The sequence below is a fragment of the Synergistaceae bacterium genome, from assembly GCA_017443945.1.
Lineage (GTDB): Bacteria > Synergistota > Synergistia > Synergistales > Aminobacteriaceae > JAFUXM01.
In genome coordinates this window covers 1-15,001 of sequence record JAFSXS010000009.1, presented here as the reverse complement: position 1 = coordinate 15,001, position 15,001 = coordinate 1, and the positions used below count along the sequence as shown (strand labels likewise).

Sequence of the window (15,001 nt, the reverse complement as noted above, 5' to 3'; positions counted from 1 at the left end):
ATCTCTCCTGTTTGAAAAATTTTTGTTGATTCCCAAATACTACAACGACGCGACTACAGCTTTATAATTCAGGGGCAATCCCCTCCTTCGCCATAAGCCACGACAACGCCGCAAACGTCTTCGAGTCTCGTATTTTCCCGTTTTTAATCATTGCCGGAATATCTTTAATTGCTATCTCGCAGACAGAAACATTTTCGTCATCGTCTTGAGGCAGCGCAGAATCTTCGAGTCCTTCAGCAACAAACAGCGTAAAAAGTTCCGTGCAGAATCCCGGCGAGGCGTAAAAATCTCCGATTCGATAAAGACTCTTGGCCTTAACGTTTAATTCTTCCTGCATTTCGCGTTCTGCTGATTGTTCAGGGGATTCGCCTTGTTCGATTAGTCCGGCGCAAATTTCGAGAGTCTCCTCGAGCACAGCATATCTATACTGTTTCACGAGCAAGACGCTTTTGCGGTTCGTTACTACGAGCATACCAACGGCGGGTTTGTGTTCGACTACTTCGCGTGAGGCAATACGCCCGGATGGAGTCCTTACTTCATCACAGCGCAAATTTAAAATTTTTCCGTCAAAGAGTTTATTTGCCTTGACGCATACCTCTTCGATATTTGATTGTCCAGATGAAAATTTTTTTCCTTCCGGCCAAGTAAACTGCATAGAAGCACCTGCCCTCTTATTTGTAAAAATATTATGATATTGAAATTAATTATATCGCATTTTACGTAATTTGCTGAATCACAAAATATCGCCCTGCTTGAATCTCATTCCGCGCGCCCATTCAAGACCAGTGCAGATTTTGCGGCCCTCTGACTGTACGTTAAGCAGTGATACAGCTTTATCAGCACATGAAATAACGAGTTTATTATCAAGCTCTAAAATTTTCCCCGGCACTGAATCACGCAAATTTTCGACAATCCCGCACCGCCAAATTTTAACCCGTTTATCTCGAATAACTGCATAAGCCCCTCCCGACATATCAAGAGCCCGGACAGTGTTAAAAAATTTTTCTGCCTTCATGTTAAAAGATAGCGCAAATTCGTTTTTCTCAAGTTTATGTGCATAAGTCGCAAAATTTTCGTTCTGAGGCGTGAAAGTTAATTTATCTGACTCTAAAATCTTTGCGGCCAAATCACAGCCCATTTCAGCAAGAATATTATATAAATCAGAAGCGTTATATTCGGGTAAAATATTTATTTCTGACTGCGATAAAATTTCTCCTGCGTCCATTTCCCTAACGAGCCGGAAAAGAGTAACTCCCGTTTTATTTTTCCCGTCAAGTAAAGCGCGTTGAATCGGTGCTGCTCCTCTATAATCAGGCAATAATGACGGATGAATGTTAAGACACATTTGCGATAAAAAAGGCTCTCTTATAATTTGCCCGAAGTCAATCACGAAAATAATATCAGGCTTTGAACTTGCGAGAGAGTTAATTAATTCGCTGTTGTCCGTTAATTTGCCTGTTCGCGTTACAGTTAGGCCGAGTGAAGCTGCTTTTATCTCGACTGCTGAAGGATTTTGCTTGTTATTGCGTCCTGATTTAGTAGGGAGTCCGGTTATAATTTTGTCGAAATTGAATCCGCGCTTTATAAGACCTTCAAGACACAACGCCGCAAAATTTCCCGTTCCTATCAGCCAGTACATTTAAAAGTGTCCTCCCGTGTGCTTGAGAGCCTTTTTTCGTATTGCGCTTTTCTTGATGTTAGAGAGATAATCAATGAATAATTTGCCCTCTAAGTGATCCATTTCGTGAAGGAATGCCCGCGCGGTGTAGCCTTCAGCCTCGATAATTTGTTTGTCGCCGTGAGAGTCAAAAGTTTCGATTTTTACCCATTGAGGCCGGTTTACATGTGCATAGATGCCGGGAAAACTTAAGCAGCCTTCTTCGTCGTCCTGCAGTCCTCGTTTCTCTAAAATTTTAGGATTTATCAGCACAAATTTTTTATCGTCGTAATCAATCACAGCTAATTTTTTGAGTATCCCGACTTGAGGTGCAGCGAGGCCGACTCCGTTAGATTCGTGCATAGTTGCAAATAATGACTTGATTAAATTTTCGAGTTCGTCATCAAAATTTTCTACAGGTTCAGACTTCTTCAATAAAGCCGCGTTCGGGTAATGCAAAATTTCTAAAATATTTTCGTTTTCGCTCAAATTTATTCACACTCCATTAAATATATATAATTCTACACGGAAAATTAATTTTATGTGATTATATCTTATGGCCGATACAGATTTTTTGCGCGACTCATGGGCGGGGAGGGGGGCAAGGGGGACGGGCTTTGGGGGTCCCCCTCGTACATGCAATAAATTTTTTCAGCGTAATAATAAAAGTCTTTCGGAAACGTGCATTTATAATTACTGGCGGAAGAAAAAACGCGATAAAAACGGGTCGCAGACATACAACAAATTAAATATATACGCTCAATAAAAATATTTTGTCATAGTTTAGAGTGAAAATAAATGAAAAATTTTGTGCGTGAAAATTAATGCGTTACGAAAAATTTTTTATTTGTGAGTCTTTGTTACCGCGTGAATGAAATAACATTTTTGTATTAGTAGAAGTATTAGTAAAAAATTTTATTTGTGCGAAAACTTTTTTATGAGAGTAAATATATTTTATCACGAAAATTTATGATTATTAGAATAATGCAAGATTTTAACGCACTTGACAATAAATAATATATTTTTTCCTGCACCCTTGCCCGCCATTTTTACAGCTTAGTAATATTATAGTCAGCACACTTTACCGGCACCGAAAGTGTTTTCAAGTATATAGTGATTTAGAATAGACTCTTATAGCATAATGGGGAAAAAAATTTTTTTATTTGCAATTTATAATTTATAATCTATACAATTATAGTTCGTAAGTGAACAAACTAAATAGAAGTGATACTTTAAAGGGGGGTAATTTTTGTGCTAGATAATTCATTTTACGCAAAGACAGATGAAATTTTGAGCAAATATCCGGCGCAGGAACGTTCATTAATTCCAATTATCCACGAGATTCAAGAGACTTGGAATTATATTCCTGTAGAGCTTTTATCTTATGTTGCCGGCAAAATCGGAATCACTGAGACAAAGGCTTATAGTGTTGCGAGCTTCTATGAAAGATTTTCATTTGAGGCGAAGGGAAAATATATCATCAGAGTCTGTGATGGTACGGCATGTCATGTCCGGCAGTCTGTCCCGGTGCTTGAGCGTCTTCGTTCAGATCTTGGACTCTCTGAGAAGAAGCACACAACCGACGATATGTTATTTACTGTTGAGACTGTCTCTTGTTTAGGTGCGTGCGGTCTTGCTCCTGCTATGATGGTAAATGACAAAGTTCACCCTGCAATGACTCCAGACAAAGCTACGGAGCTCATAAAGGAATTAAAAGAGGAGGCTGCAAACTCATGAACAGAATCCAAAATTTTGAAGAGTTAAAGAAATTTCATGAACTTTTCAGCGAGAAAATAAAAAACGCTCCCTGCCGTGTATTAATTTGTGCTGGTACAGGTTGTCAGGCCGGAGGAAGTGCGAAAATTGCAGAACGTTTTAATCAGCTTGCAGGCAATGATGAAAATATTTCTGTAGAGTTTGCCCCGGAAGCTGCCGGCCATCCTGTAGGAGTACGACGCACAGGCTGTCATGGATTTTGCGAAATGGGGCCGCTCGTAAGAATTGAACCTCAAGGAATCTTATACACGAAAGTTAAGCCCGAAGACTGCGACGAAATTTACGAGAAAACTATCAAGAACGGCGAAATTATTAATAGACTCCTCTACAAAATGGACGGCAAAGAATATATCAAGCAGGAAGAAATACCATTTTACGCCGGACAGACTCGAGTCGTTCTCAAAAATTGCGGACACATTGACGCAGAACACATCGAAGAAGCTATTGCAAGCGGTGCATATTTAGCATTGGCTCAATCACTATTCACGATGACACAAGATGAAGTCATACAAAAAATTCTTGACTCAAATCTAAGAGGTCGAGGCGGCGGAGGTTTCCCGGCTGGTAAAAAATGGCAGCAAGTCGCACGTCAGCCCGAAAAAGTTCGTTATGTCGTCTGTAACGGCGATGAAGGCGACCCAGGCGCGTTTATGGATCGTTCAATCATGGAAGGCGACCCTCACAAAATGATTGAAGGCATGATTATAGCGGCTTATGCTGTAGGAGCTCACGAAGGTTATATTTATGTGCGTGCAGAATATCCTTTGGCCGTCAAGAGATTGCAGCGAGCTATTGAACAGGCTACAGAAGCTGGCTTGCTAGGTGAAAATATTTTAGGTTCGGGATTTGATTTCATTCTTCACATTAACAGGGGTGCAGGAGCTTTTGTCTGCGGTGAAGGAAGTGCATTAACAGCTTCAATCGAAGGCAAGCGCGGAATGCCCAGAGTCAAACCGCCTCGAACAGTTGAGCAGGGATTATTTGAGAAACCTACAGTATTAAACAATGTAGAAACTTTTGCGAATGTCCCCATGATAATCACGAACGGCGCAGAATGGTTTAAAGGTTTCGGCACAGAAAAGAGTCCCGGCACTAAAGCATTTGCACTAACCGGAAGCGTAAAGAATACCGGATTAATCGAAGTCCCATTTGGAATTACACCGCGAGAAATAATTTTCAAGATCGGCGGAGGGATTCGCAACGACAAAAAATTTAAAGCTGTACAAATCGGCGGGCCTTCAGGTGGCTGCTTGACGGAAAATCAGCTTGACGAACCTCTTGACTTCGACAACGTTAAAAAATTAGGCGTAATAGTCGGCTCGGGCGGTCTTGTTGTAATGGATGAAGACACCTGCATGGTAGAAGTTGCACGATTCTTCATGGAATTTACTCACAGAGAGTCTTGCGGAAAATGTGTCCCCTGCCGTGAAGGTACGCTCAGAATGCTTGAGATTCTCGAAAGAATTGTTGCAGGCCAGGGCGAAATGGAGGATATCGAAAAACTTCGTACGCTCTCGGACTTGATTATTAATACGGCGTTGTGCGGTCTCGGAAAAAGTGCGCCTTTACCGGTTGTCAGCACTCTTGATAATTTCCTTGACGAATACGTCGAGCACATACAAAATAAAAAATGTCCTGCTCACGTGTGCCAGAAGCTAAAGCAATATACTATCGACAAAACAAAGTGTAAGGCCTGCTCAAAGTGTGCGAGGGGCTGTCCTGTTCAAGCGATTCACGGTGCGCCTAAGACTCCGTACGAAATCGATCAAAGCAAGTGTATCAAGTGCGGTGCGTGTATTGCTGCCTGCCCGTTCAAGGCTATTTATGTCGCTTAGGAGGTGTAAACAATGGGAGTTATGAAAATTGACGGCTACCCCGTCGAATTTACGGACGAACCTAATATTTTATCAGTCATAAGGAAAGCCGGAATCGATTTGCCGACGTTGTGCTATCATTCCGAGTTATCAATTTATGGAGCTTGCCGACTCTGTAATGTAGAAGACGATCGAGGAAAAATTTTTGCTTCATGTTCAGAACGTCCCCGCGACGGTATGAGCATTAAGACGAACACCCCGCGCCTTGTGCGTTATAGACGAATGATTATAGAATTACTCCTTGCATCTCATGACCGCGACTGTACTTCATGCGTTAAGAGCGGAGATTGCGATTTGCAGAAATTAGCTCATAGACTCGGAGTTGCAAGCGTTTCATATCCTGCACATAAAGGAGATCACCCGATTGACTTTAGTTCGCCGTCAATCATAAGGAATCCAAATAAATGCATTCTTTGCGGAGACTGCGTAAGAGTCTGTGAGGGCATTCAAGGAGTAAACGCTATTGATTTCACAAAGAGAGGCACATATGCAACAGTAGCACCGGCCTTCGATAAAGCGCTTGCTAAGACTGATTGTGTGAATTGCGGTCAATGCCGTGTAGTGTGTCCGACGGGAGCAATAAGCATTAACACGAATATTAGACCAGTTTGGGAAGCGTTATCGGATCCAAATGTGAAAGTTTTTGCGCAGGTAGCTCCGGCTGTGAGAGTTGCAGTCAGTCAGGCATTCGGCGGCGAGAGAGGCGAAAACGTCATGGGCAAAATCGTAGCTGCTCTTCATAGACTCGGCTTTGATGAAGTTTATGATACGACTTTCGGCGCTGACATGACAATTTTAGAGGAAAGCAAAGAATTTCTTGAAATTTTCGAGAAGGGCGGGCCGTTCCCGTTATTAACGTCTTGTTGTCCTGCGTGGGTTAGTTTCTGTGAAAAACGCTGGCCGGAATTTGTGCCGAATATTTCTACAAGTTATTCACCGATTCAAATGTTAGGCTCTGTAGCGCGTGAATATTTTGCAGATCCAGCCAAGAACGAGGGCAAAAAAATTCTTTCTGTCGGTATAATGCCGTGTACAGCAAAGAAGGCCGAAATTTTGCGTGAAAATCTCAAGCGCGACGGCAAACAAAATGTTGATTACGTCCTCACGACTGAAGAATTAATAACGATGATTAAGCGTGCAGGTATTCAATTTGACAGACTCGAAAGTGAAGCTGCTGATATGCCGTTTGGTATGGGATCAGGCGGCGGCGTAATATTTGGAAATTCGGGCGGTGTTATGGAAGCTGCATTGCGTACACTTTGCGAAGGTTCGGAACGTTCTGCAATCGAAGAATTACGGCACAGCGGAGTCAGAGGTCCCGGCCCATTGCGTGAATTTATCTTCAACTATAAGGGCAATGAAATAAAAGCTGCTGTTGTGAGCGGACTTGCTGAAGCTGACTCGTTGCTAAGACAAATCAAGAATGGAGAAAAATTTTTCCATTTTGTGGAAGTAATGGCATGTCGGCGAGGCTGCATTATGGGAGGCGGTCAACCTACTCACGCGGGATTCAGAACGAAAGAAGCTCGTAAACGCGGACTCTATGACTCTGACATAAACACTCAAATAAAGAAGTCAAACGAGAACCCGACAGCATTAGCAATTTATCAGACATTAATCAAGGGCAGGGAGCACGAACTCCTTCACAGCCATTAAAATTATTAGCGGGCGCAAGGTAGTTAGACGCAATTATCTTGCTGCCCATCAATAAATAATTAATATCCCAACAATCGCGGCAAAAACGCAGTGAGTTCCGGCCAAATGCTTATCGCTATAAGCACTATGACATTGCAAAGGATATAAGGCGCTGCACCCTTGAAAATATCTATTACGGGCATACGGTTAATTTTGTTGCACGCGTTAAGGCACATACCAACAGGAGGCGTTACAAGTCCGATAGCAAGTCCCGTTATCATCATTGCACCAAAATGAAGCGCAGAGATTCCAAAATGTTCCATAACAGGAAGCATTATCGGAGTAAGCAATAATATCGCCGGGCTTACATCTATAAACGTTCCAATTATTAGTATTAACACATCAAACATTAACGCGATTCCTACGCGCGATACATTCATGCTCATAAAGAAATTTGCTACGATCTCAGGCACTTTTTGAATCGTTAATATCCATGTGAAAATTTGCGTGAACCCGATAATTAACATGACCGATGATGAAGCTATTAACGTTTTCTTAAGTGCAGTCCAGACATCTTTTAACGTAAGCTCGCGATATAAGAAGAACCCGACCAGCAAGCTATAAAGGACAGCAACTCCAGCACTTTCACTCGCTGTGCAGATACCGCCGGAAACGCACAAAACTATAAATACAGGCATTAACAACGCAGGAATCCCCGCAAACATTGCGCTCCAAAATCTTTTTGCTGAGAAAGGAATTTGCTTCGGGTGCCAGCCATTTTTAACACTAAACCAGAAAACTAACACAGTTTGCGATATTCCGATTAATATACCCGGAACAGCTCCGGCCATGAATAAAGCTCCGATTGATGCTCCCGATACCATCGCATAAACAACCATCGGCGTAGAAGGCGGGATAATCATTCCCATTGTAGAAGAAGCTACAGTTATACCAGCTGACGCGCTTTTAGGATAGCCTTCTTTCTCCATCGCAGGAATTAAGATACTTCCAAGCGCAGACGTGTCCGCAACTGATGAACCGGAAATACCGCCAAATATCATGGAACCAACTACATTAACTTCACCGAGTCCGCCGTGTATGGGTCTCAAAATCTCCATGCAGAAATTTATAATTCTTTTCGTGATACCGCCGGTGTTCATTAATTCTCCAGCCAACATGAAAAGAGGCATAGCTATCATTAATTCACTGTATACGCCGTTCCAAATTCGTTGCGGCATCATAGTTAAGAACATCGGACGCACCGCAGACAAATACGTTATACATGATGCACCTATTGAGAAAGCTAGAGGCACACCGAGAAAAGCAAAAACTATCAGGCCAAGCAGTAAAAATACAATTACCATCTATAAATTTTCTCCTTCCTGCACATCAAATTTTGATAACGGAGCTTTATAATTCTGGATTATCTTTATTATTATGCATAACGCGCAAATTATTCCGCATACAGGCATGATCCCATACATGTATATCATTGGAATTTCCATCCCTTGACTTATTTGCTTTCCCATTCTCTGAGCATACAACCACGAATAATTTATAAACACGCAGTCGACTATAAAAACTATGATCCCGTTTAATATGCTCAACCAGCGTTTTACAGCAGGACTGAATTTATCTGACAAGATAGTTATGCTAACATGCTCATCTTTCAAGACATTAACGCCCATCCCCCAGAAAGTAGTAAAAGCAAATAATGTAACATTGAACTCTGATACAGATTTCCAGCTCAGAGAAAAACAATATCGCGCTATAACCGTAAAAATAACAAGACCGGCAAGCAATCCCATAGCCGCCGCACCAATGCCGATATAAATTCTCTCTAAAAAATTATCCTTCATGAAAAATTTTCCCTCATTTCGCAAACAAAAAGCGAGCCCCGAAAAAAGCCCGCTCATTTTCTGCATAAAAGTTATTTATTTGCTCCCGCAACTATCGCAAGAATCTCTTCAAGTTCTGCCTGCGTACAAATTCCCTCTTCGACTACCTGTTTATAAACCGGTTGAGCTGCTTCTTTGAACGCTTTTAATTCGTCAGCTGTAGGCATATAAACCTCTGCTCCGCTTTTTATAATTGTCTGGCGTGCTTCTTCTGAATTTTTATCGATGAGTTCGTCGTTATAGTCGCCCATTTCCTCAGCTGCTTTGCTGATTGCTGCACGATATTCTTCGGGAAGTGAATGCCACCACTCAGCGTTTACATAGAATGGATCTGGGTGGAATTGATAATTTACGCCGGTAAAATATTTTTGCACTTCATAGAATTTCATTCCGACAACGTTGACCCATGGATTTTCTTGTCCATCAGCAACACCGGTTTTGAGTGCCATATACAAATCAGCATAAGGTACTGTAGTAGTTGTTGCGCCCAATGCTCTAAATGTCATATCGATAGTTTTCATTCCATTTGTGCGCATCTTGAGTCCTTCGAGATCAGACGGCTTCTTGATGGGGTGCTTGTTTGTTGAGAACTGACGATAACCGCCCGCATCGCAAAGATTAATAATCACTGTGCCGGTTGTTTTCTCAGCTTCTGCGCAAACTTTTTTAGCAAGGTCGCTCTTCAATAATGCTGTAACTTCTGCGCGTGTGTTCGTCAAGAAAGGAAGTGTAAACATTAACAATCTTGGGCTGAAGTCAAACTGTCCGCCGCGCATACCCTGAACGACTCCTTGTACGACCTGTTCAAGCATTTCTTTTTCTGTACCGAGCTGGCCATTACCAAATACAGTAACTTTCACATGTCCGTCTGTGAGTCTTTCAACATCTGCCGCAAATTTTTCCATTGAGACATAACGCGGGTTGCCTTCGGGTTGTGCGTGTCCTACGATCATTTCATAATCAGCAGCAAACGCACTGACACACGACAACATAAGCGCACTCATAAGAATAAACGCTAAAGACTTTTTCATAAAAATTTTTCCTCCCTTAATAAAATATAAAAACTTTTGGAATTGTGTAAAGTATATCATGCTAAAACATTTTGTAACAAATTTATTAGTGCCAATAAGTAATTAATCTCGATCTGTTATACTTAAGGCAAGAAAATATTTTATGCAGGAGGATATTTTTAGCGTGGACATTCAGACATTTTTTAGCATTGCCGGCGGTGTTGCGTTGTTCTTATACGGAATAAGACTCATGAGTGAGGCTCTGCAATTTATCGCGGGCGACAAAATGAGACAGTTAATAGGCACTCTCACAAAGACTCCTTTACGCGGAATATTTGTCGGGATTCTCGTAACAGTTTTGATTCAGTCAAGCACAGGCACAACAGTAATGACAGTCAGCTTTGTTAATACAGGACTCCTTAATCTCACTCAAGCAATAGGCATAATAATGGGAGCTAACATCGGAACAACTGTAACTGCACAAATTATCGCGTTCAAGATTGAGGCCTTCGCACTTCCTTTAATAGCAGTTGGTGTCGTTCTCTCAATGTGCAGCAGGACAAAGAGACTCTCATATTTTGCAAATGGCGTTGTAGGTCTGGGACTTCTTTTCATGGGAATGAAAACTATCGAGGGTGCAACACACATAATAGCGCAATATAAAGACGTTCTCTTAATGCTCGGACAGAATCCCATAACAGGTGTAATTGCCGGAATGGTCTTAACGATTCTTATACAATCAAGCGCGGCTACAATCGGTTTGACGATGGCTCTTGCGTCTCAGGGGTTAATCACTCTTGATGCAGCAATACCGATAATTTTAGGCGATAACTTAGGAACGACTTTAACGGCTGTAGTTGTCTCGCTAAATGCAACAAGACCCGCAAAACAGGCAGCAATGGCACACGTTTTATTTAATTTAATCGGAAGCGTTATATTTTTGTTGGCAGTCCCGATTTACAAGCAAATAATAATCTGGAGCTCACCCGACATAGCAAGACAAATTGCAAACGCTCATACAATTTTTAACGTTCTCAACACAATTATATTTTTCCCGTTCGTGAAATTACTCGCAAAATTAATTTCTGCAATTATCCCATTGAGACCCGAAGACAAGCCCGAAGACGTTATGTATCTTGACCCGACGCTAATAAATATCTCGTCAGCAAGCGCAGTTACAGCCGTCAAAGATGAGTTAGTTCACATGGGAGCAATTATCGAAAAAATGTTTACTTTGATTCGTAAATCATTCTTTGAGTTCGACGCAGCTAAACTAGAGGACAGGCGCAAAAAATTTGACAACTACGAAGAAAGCGTAAACAAATTAACCCGTGCGATTTCAAGTTATGCGTCTGAAATATGGCAAAAGGGAGTCTCTGACGAAGTGTCGACCGTTTTAGGCTGTTACGTAAATGCATCGCTTGACCTCGAAAGAATCGGCGACAGAGCAGAAAATTTGATAGAACGCTGCGACTACATGGACAATTATTTATCAGAAGAAGCCATTAATGAATTTAGAGACATGTACGACACTACGACTCTTGCAATCAGCACATCACTTGAGTCAATCGGCGAAGAAAGCGCGTCAAAGGCTTGGAAAGTTATTTACGACTACGAGAAAAGAATCGACGAGCAAGAACGAGAATACCGCAAAAATCATATTGAACGCTTAAACAGGGGAGAATGCGACCCCGAAAAAGGCGTAAATTACATAACGTTATTGAGCAATCTCGAAAGAATCGGCGATCACAGCAATAATGTAGCAGGTTACACACTGGAAATTTTATCGCTCGACAAGACAAAGAAACCTTCAGAAGCATAAAACATGAAAAAATTTCTATTGCTCGTAATAATTGCAGGTTTAAGCGCGTTTGCTCTCTTATGGGGAAATATTGACGTGAATCCGGAAAGGGTTACAACAATTTTTGCATCGCCTGCGTTCTATGATGTGAACGGGAAATTATTTCACGTTAGACTCTCGCCCGCGTCAGAATGGCAGATCCCCATACCATTAAGCGAAATGGGAAAATGGCTCCCATTAGTGGCCGTTAATGCTGAAGACGGAAGATTTTATAATCATATGGGAGTAGATTTTATTGCGTTATTGCGGGCAGTTTTTCAGGACGTTACAAGGGGTCGGGTCGTCTCAGGCGCGTCAACTATCACGAGTCAAGTAATAAGACTAGCAATTTCTGAATCAGAAGGCCGAAAACGTACACCGACAACAAAAATTTTAGAATTTATTATGGCCATGAAGTTAGAGCGCGAACTCTCAAAGCAAAAAATTTTAGAGTGCTACTTAAATCGTGCTCCTTTCGGCGGTAATATCAGAGGCGTTCAGGCTGCGAGCTTGATTTATTTCGGGAAATCTGCATCACAAATTTCACCCGGTGAAGCGTGTTTATTAATCGGAATGCTGAAGGGGCCGACTCTCTACAGACCTGACACAAGACCGGAATCAGCAAGAAAACGGCGCAACGAAATTATAACCCTCATGGAACGCAAAAAAGTTTTCACACACGACGAGGCAAGACGCGCAAAACTTGAAGAATTACCCCGCCGAAAATTTGATTTACCTGCTAGAGCCTGGCACTTTGCGGAACTCGTTTTATCACAGAATCCAGGAGCACCGAGAAAATTTGAGACTTCATTAAATTTAGAGCTGCAAACGAAACTTGAAGCTATTTTGCGTCAATCATTGAATGATTTTCCCAGAGATATAACGATTGCTGCCGGAATTGTCGAGAATAAATCTGCGTCTTTAGCTGCATGGGTAGGGAATGCAAGATTCAATTACAAAGCTGACTCGGCCTCATGGGTTGATTGCGGGCGCGCTCCTCGTTCGCCTGGGTCGACTCTGAAACCTTTTGCTTACTTGTCAGCGATTGAACAGGGAATATTATCGCCATCAACTTTGTTAGCTGATACTTCTATGGCGTTTTCCGGACGTGCACCGAGAAATTTCGATTTGCAATATCACGGGGCTGTAACGGCGCGGGCTGCGTTGTCTGAGTCTTTGAATGCTCCTGCTGCTAGAGTCTTGCGTGCGGCCGGTTCTGATAATGTGCTTGCGTTAATGCGTTCTGCGGGATTGAGTCATTTGTCCCAGTCTGCTTATTATTACGGCGACTCGTTAATTTTGGGCGGATGTGATGTAACATTGCTTGAAGAGTTAGAAGCCTTTACGTCGATTGCTTCACTTGGGATTCATAGACAGTTAAAATTTTTGCAGGATACAACGCAGACAAGTGAAAGAATTGCGAGTGAGGCCGGTTGCTGGCTTGTAAGCGATATTTTGACTCACAAGGGCGAATTATCTTTATTTGCGCGGGGGACTCTTGGCCGTCAATGGAGAGTCGCATTAAAAACGGGCACATCTTACGGACTTAGAGACGCATGGGCAGCAGCTTGGACTCCTGATTACACCGTTGTAGTGTGGGCAGGAAATCCCGACGGAACTTTTTGGGAGGGGCTTGTTGGTGCGAGGGCTTCTGCTCCTGTTGCAGTAAAAATTTTGCGCGTTGTCTCTCCTAAATCAACATGGTACGATAAGCCCGACGATTTATATTTGCAAGAGGTCTGCTCACTTTCTGGGAAACCTCCGACGGCCTTATGTCCCGTAAAAAAATTTGAATGGTTCATTAAAGGCGTAACAAAAACTCTTCCGTGCGATATGCATAGTATAAAATCGGGTCAATCAATCGTGAGAATGCCGGCAGAGTTCAGCCCTTCAAAAAGTGTAATCACAAGACATTCAGATTTGAAGATAATTTCACCTATTCCGGGAGCGTCGTATTTTATTGCACCGTTCGACATTGAACGCAAAATCCCAATGAAGACAGAAGGAGCAGTAAAACGGGTCTGGTGGTATCTTGACGGGAAATATATAGGCACGTCATTGCCTGAGACAACATTTTTTCATGACGTACCCGACGGCGAACACATAATCAGTGCTGCTGACTCTGACGGACGAAGCGCAATTGTTAATGTAAAAGTCTTCACGCCCGGAAAAAGGTCTCAAGCAGATAGATTGTTTTAATGAGTCTTCATGTACTCGATCATGTGAGCAGCTGCTTTCTTTGCTCCTTCTACTGCATGAACTACAGTTTTTGCACCTGTTACAACATCACCGGCAGCAAAGACTCCCGGCTTTGTTGTCATAAAATTTTCGTCGACGATTAAGAGTCCATTTTCAGCAGCCATTAAACCGCTTGTAGTGCGTACTAATTTCCCGCGCGGAACTTGACTTATTGCAATAATAGTAGAGTCTGCTTCAGTCGGGATTAATTCATCTTCAGTGCCGATAATCTCATCATTTTCGCCGTAAATTGTGCGCTTGAAGACCGGCCCCTGTTCTGTAATTTCTTGAACCTGCATACCCGTTTCAATTTCTGCACCGTCTAATTTTGCGTAGGCTACCTCGCTTGAACTTGCTGCGATTTCTTTTCCCATTGCATATAACGTAACTTCTTTGGTGCCGTTTCTTAAAGCTGTCCTCGCAACATCCATAGCAGCATTGCCGACCCCTATAACTGCTACTTTATTTCCTAAATGATGAGCCTTAGGATTGGTAAGATAATTCATTGCGTAATGGACATTTCCCAAACTTTCACCCTTTATTCCCAAAGTTCTCGGCCTTTCTGCACCAGTTCCGACAAAAACAGAAGCATAACCGTCCCTGAATAAATCATCAATCATTAAAACACTTCCGATCGTTGCGTTAAGTCTGATTTGAATACCCATTTCTTCAAGTCTCTGTTCATAACGGTCAAGAAGGCTTTTAGGAAGCCGAAATTCGGGAATGCCGTACTGCATAACGCCGCCGATTTTGCTTTTCCATTCAAAAATAGTAACCGGGTAGCCGTGCAATGTTAAAATCACAGCTACAGTGATACCAGCCGGGCCGGAACCGATCACAGCAGCATGTTTATTTTTTTTAATTTCAGGCTTAAAACTCGGCATTCTGTCTAAATACATTTCTGAAATATAATTTTCAATGCTAGAAAAATGTACAGGGCTGTCTTTTTTGCCTCTTATGCAGTGTCCTGCGCATTGCTTTGCATGATTGCAGACTTCCGAACAAACTGCGGACATTGGATTATTCTTAAAAAGAATTTCTCCGGCCTCCATAAGTTTATGTTCTTTGAAAAG

The 15,001-nt window shown here is 42.2% G+C and carries 12 protein-coding genes; 5 read left to right on the top strand and 7 right to left on the bottom strand.

Annotated features, from left to right (window positions below; all coding sequences use genetic code 11):
• Nucleotides 1-61 precede the first annotated feature (61 nt).
• From IJT21_00920 to def, 3 genes are all read right to left on the bottom strand, one after another.
• Nucleotides 62-655 carry an NUDIX hydrolase gene (locus IJT21_00920; protein ID MBQ7576808.1) on the bottom strand — a complete coding sequence of 198 codons (594 nt, stop codon included), beginning with the start codon at nucleotides 653-655 and terminating at the stop codon, nucleotides 62-64.
• Nucleotides 656-733: 78 nt separating this feature from the next.
• The gene (fmt, locus tag IJT21_00915) at nucleotides 734-1,639 is read right to left on the bottom strand and encodes a methionyl-tRNA formyltransferase (GenBank protein MBQ7576807.1); all 906 of its coding nucleotides are present in this window, start codon (nucleotides 1,637-1,639) and stop codon (nucleotides 734-736) included.
• The gene (def, locus tag IJT21_00910; protein MBQ7576806.1) at nucleotides 1,640-2,128 is read right to left on the bottom strand and encodes a peptide deformylase; all 489 of its coding nucleotides are present in this window, start codon (nucleotides 2,126-2,128) and stop codon (nucleotides 1,640-1,642) included.
• Between the two features lie 780 nt (nucleotides 2,129-2,908).
• Between def and IJT21_00905 the strand changes: the two genes are divergently transcribed.
• Genes IJT21_00905 through IJT21_00895 form a run of 3 tightly spaced genes read left to right on the top strand, consistent with a single transcriptional unit; the run spans nucleotide 2,909 to nucleotide 6,963 of the window.
• A complete protein-coding gene (locus IJT21_00905; GenBank protein ID MBQ7576805.1) occupies nucleotides 2,909-3,394 on the top strand; it encodes an NAD(P)H-dependent oxidoreductase subunit E in 486 nt (161 codons plus the stop codon).
• Nucleotides 3,391-5,268, top strand: coding sequence for an NADH-quinone oxidoreductase subunit NuoF (locus IJT21_00900; protein MBQ7576804.1), 1,878 nt, complete (start codon nucleotides 3,391-3,393; stop codon nucleotides 5,266-5,268). The genes IJT21_00905 and IJT21_00900 overlap by 4 nt, the downstream gene beginning before the upstream one ends.
• 12 nt (nucleotides 5,269-5,280) lie before the next feature.
• Nucleotides 5,281-6,963 carry a (2Fe-2S)-binding protein gene (locus IJT21_00895; protein MBQ7576803.1) on the top strand — a complete coding sequence of 561 codons (1,683 nt, stop codon included), beginning with the start codon at nucleotides 5,281-5,283 and terminating at the stop codon, nucleotides 6,961-6,963.
• Between the two features lie 59 nt (nucleotides 6,964-7,022).
• On the opposite strand, the gene IJT21_00890 is transcribed toward IJT21_00895, so the two are convergent.
• From IJT21_00890 to IJT21_00880, 3 genes are all read right to left on the bottom strand, one after another.
• Nucleotides 7,023-8,306, bottom strand: a complete 1,284-nt coding sequence (locus IJT21_00890; protein MBQ7576802.1) for a TRAP transporter large permease — start codon at nucleotides 8,304-8,306, stop codon at nucleotides 7,023-7,025.
• Nucleotides 8,307-8,801, bottom strand: a complete 495-nt coding sequence (locus tag IJT21_00885; protein MBQ7576801.1) for a TRAP transporter small permease — start codon at nucleotides 8,799-8,801, stop codon at nucleotides 8,307-8,309.
• A 71-nt stretch (nucleotides 8,802-8,872) separates the two neighbouring features.
• Nucleotides 8,873-9,871, bottom strand: a complete 999-nt coding sequence (locus IJT21_00880) for a TRAP transporter substrate-binding protein (protein MBQ7576800.1) — start codon at nucleotides 9,869-9,871, stop codon at nucleotides 8,873-8,875.
• Between the two features lie 142 nt (nucleotides 9,872-10,013).
• Between IJT21_00880 and IJT21_00875 the strand changes: the two genes are divergently transcribed.
• Nucleotides 10,014-11,672 (top strand): Na/Pi cotransporter family protein, encoded by a 1,659-nt coding sequence (locus IJT21_00875; protein ID MBQ7576799.1) that lies wholly within the window; start codon nucleotides 10,014-10,016, stop codon nucleotides 11,670-11,672.
• A 3-nt stretch (nucleotides 11,673-11,675) separates the two neighbouring features.
• A complete protein-coding gene (pbpC, locus tag IJT21_00870) occupies nucleotides 11,676-13,889 on the top strand; it encodes a penicillin-binding protein 1C (GenBank protein ID MBQ7576798.1) in 2,214 nt (737 codons plus the stop codon).
• On the opposite strand, the gene IJT21_00865 is transcribed toward pbpC, so the two are convergent.
• Nucleotides 13,886-15,001: FAD-dependent oxidoreductase (locus IJT21_00865; GenBank protein MBQ7576797.1), on the bottom strand; the 1,116-nt coding region annotated here is incomplete at its 5' end. The two genes, pbpC and IJT21_00865, sit on opposite strands and share 4 nt — an antisense overlap.

Bases quoted from the DNA above. Each gene is read 5' to 3' on its own strand.
- IJT21_00900 (MBQ7576804.1), top strand. From the start codon at position 3,391: ATGAACAGAATCCAAAATTTTGAAGAGTTAAAGAAATTTCATGAACTT.
- IJT21_00890 (MBQ7576802.1), bottom strand. From the start codon at position 8,306: ATGGTAATTGTATTTTTACTGCTTGGCCTGATAGTTTTTGCTTTTCTC.
- IJT21_00895 (MBQ7576803.1), top strand. From the start codon at position 5,281: ATGGGAGTTATGAAAATTGACGGCTACCCCGTCGAATTTACGGACGAA.
- fmt (MBQ7576807.1), bottom strand. From the start codon at position 1,639: ATGTACTGGCTGATAGGAACGGGAAATTTTGCGGCGTTGTGTCTTGAA.
- IJT21_00920 (MBQ7576808.1), bottom strand. From the start codon at position 655: ATGCAGTTTACTTGGCCGGAAGGAAAAAAATTTTCATCTGGACAATCA.
- IJT21_00880 (MBQ7576800.1), bottom strand. From the start codon at position 9,871: ATGAAAAAGTCTTTAGCGTTTATTCTTATGAGTGCGCTTATGTTGTCG.
- pbpC (MBQ7576798.1), top strand. From the start codon at position 11,676: ATGAAAAAATTTCTATTGCTCGTAATAATTGCAGGTTTAAGCGCGTTT.
- IJT21_00885 (MBQ7576801.1), bottom strand. From the start codon at position 8,801: ATGAAGGATAATTTTTTAGAGAGAATTTATATCGGCATTGGTGCGGCG.
- IJT21_00875 (MBQ7576799.1), top strand. From the start codon at position 10,014: ATGCAGGAGGATATTTTTAGCGTGGACATTCAGACATTTTTTAGCATT.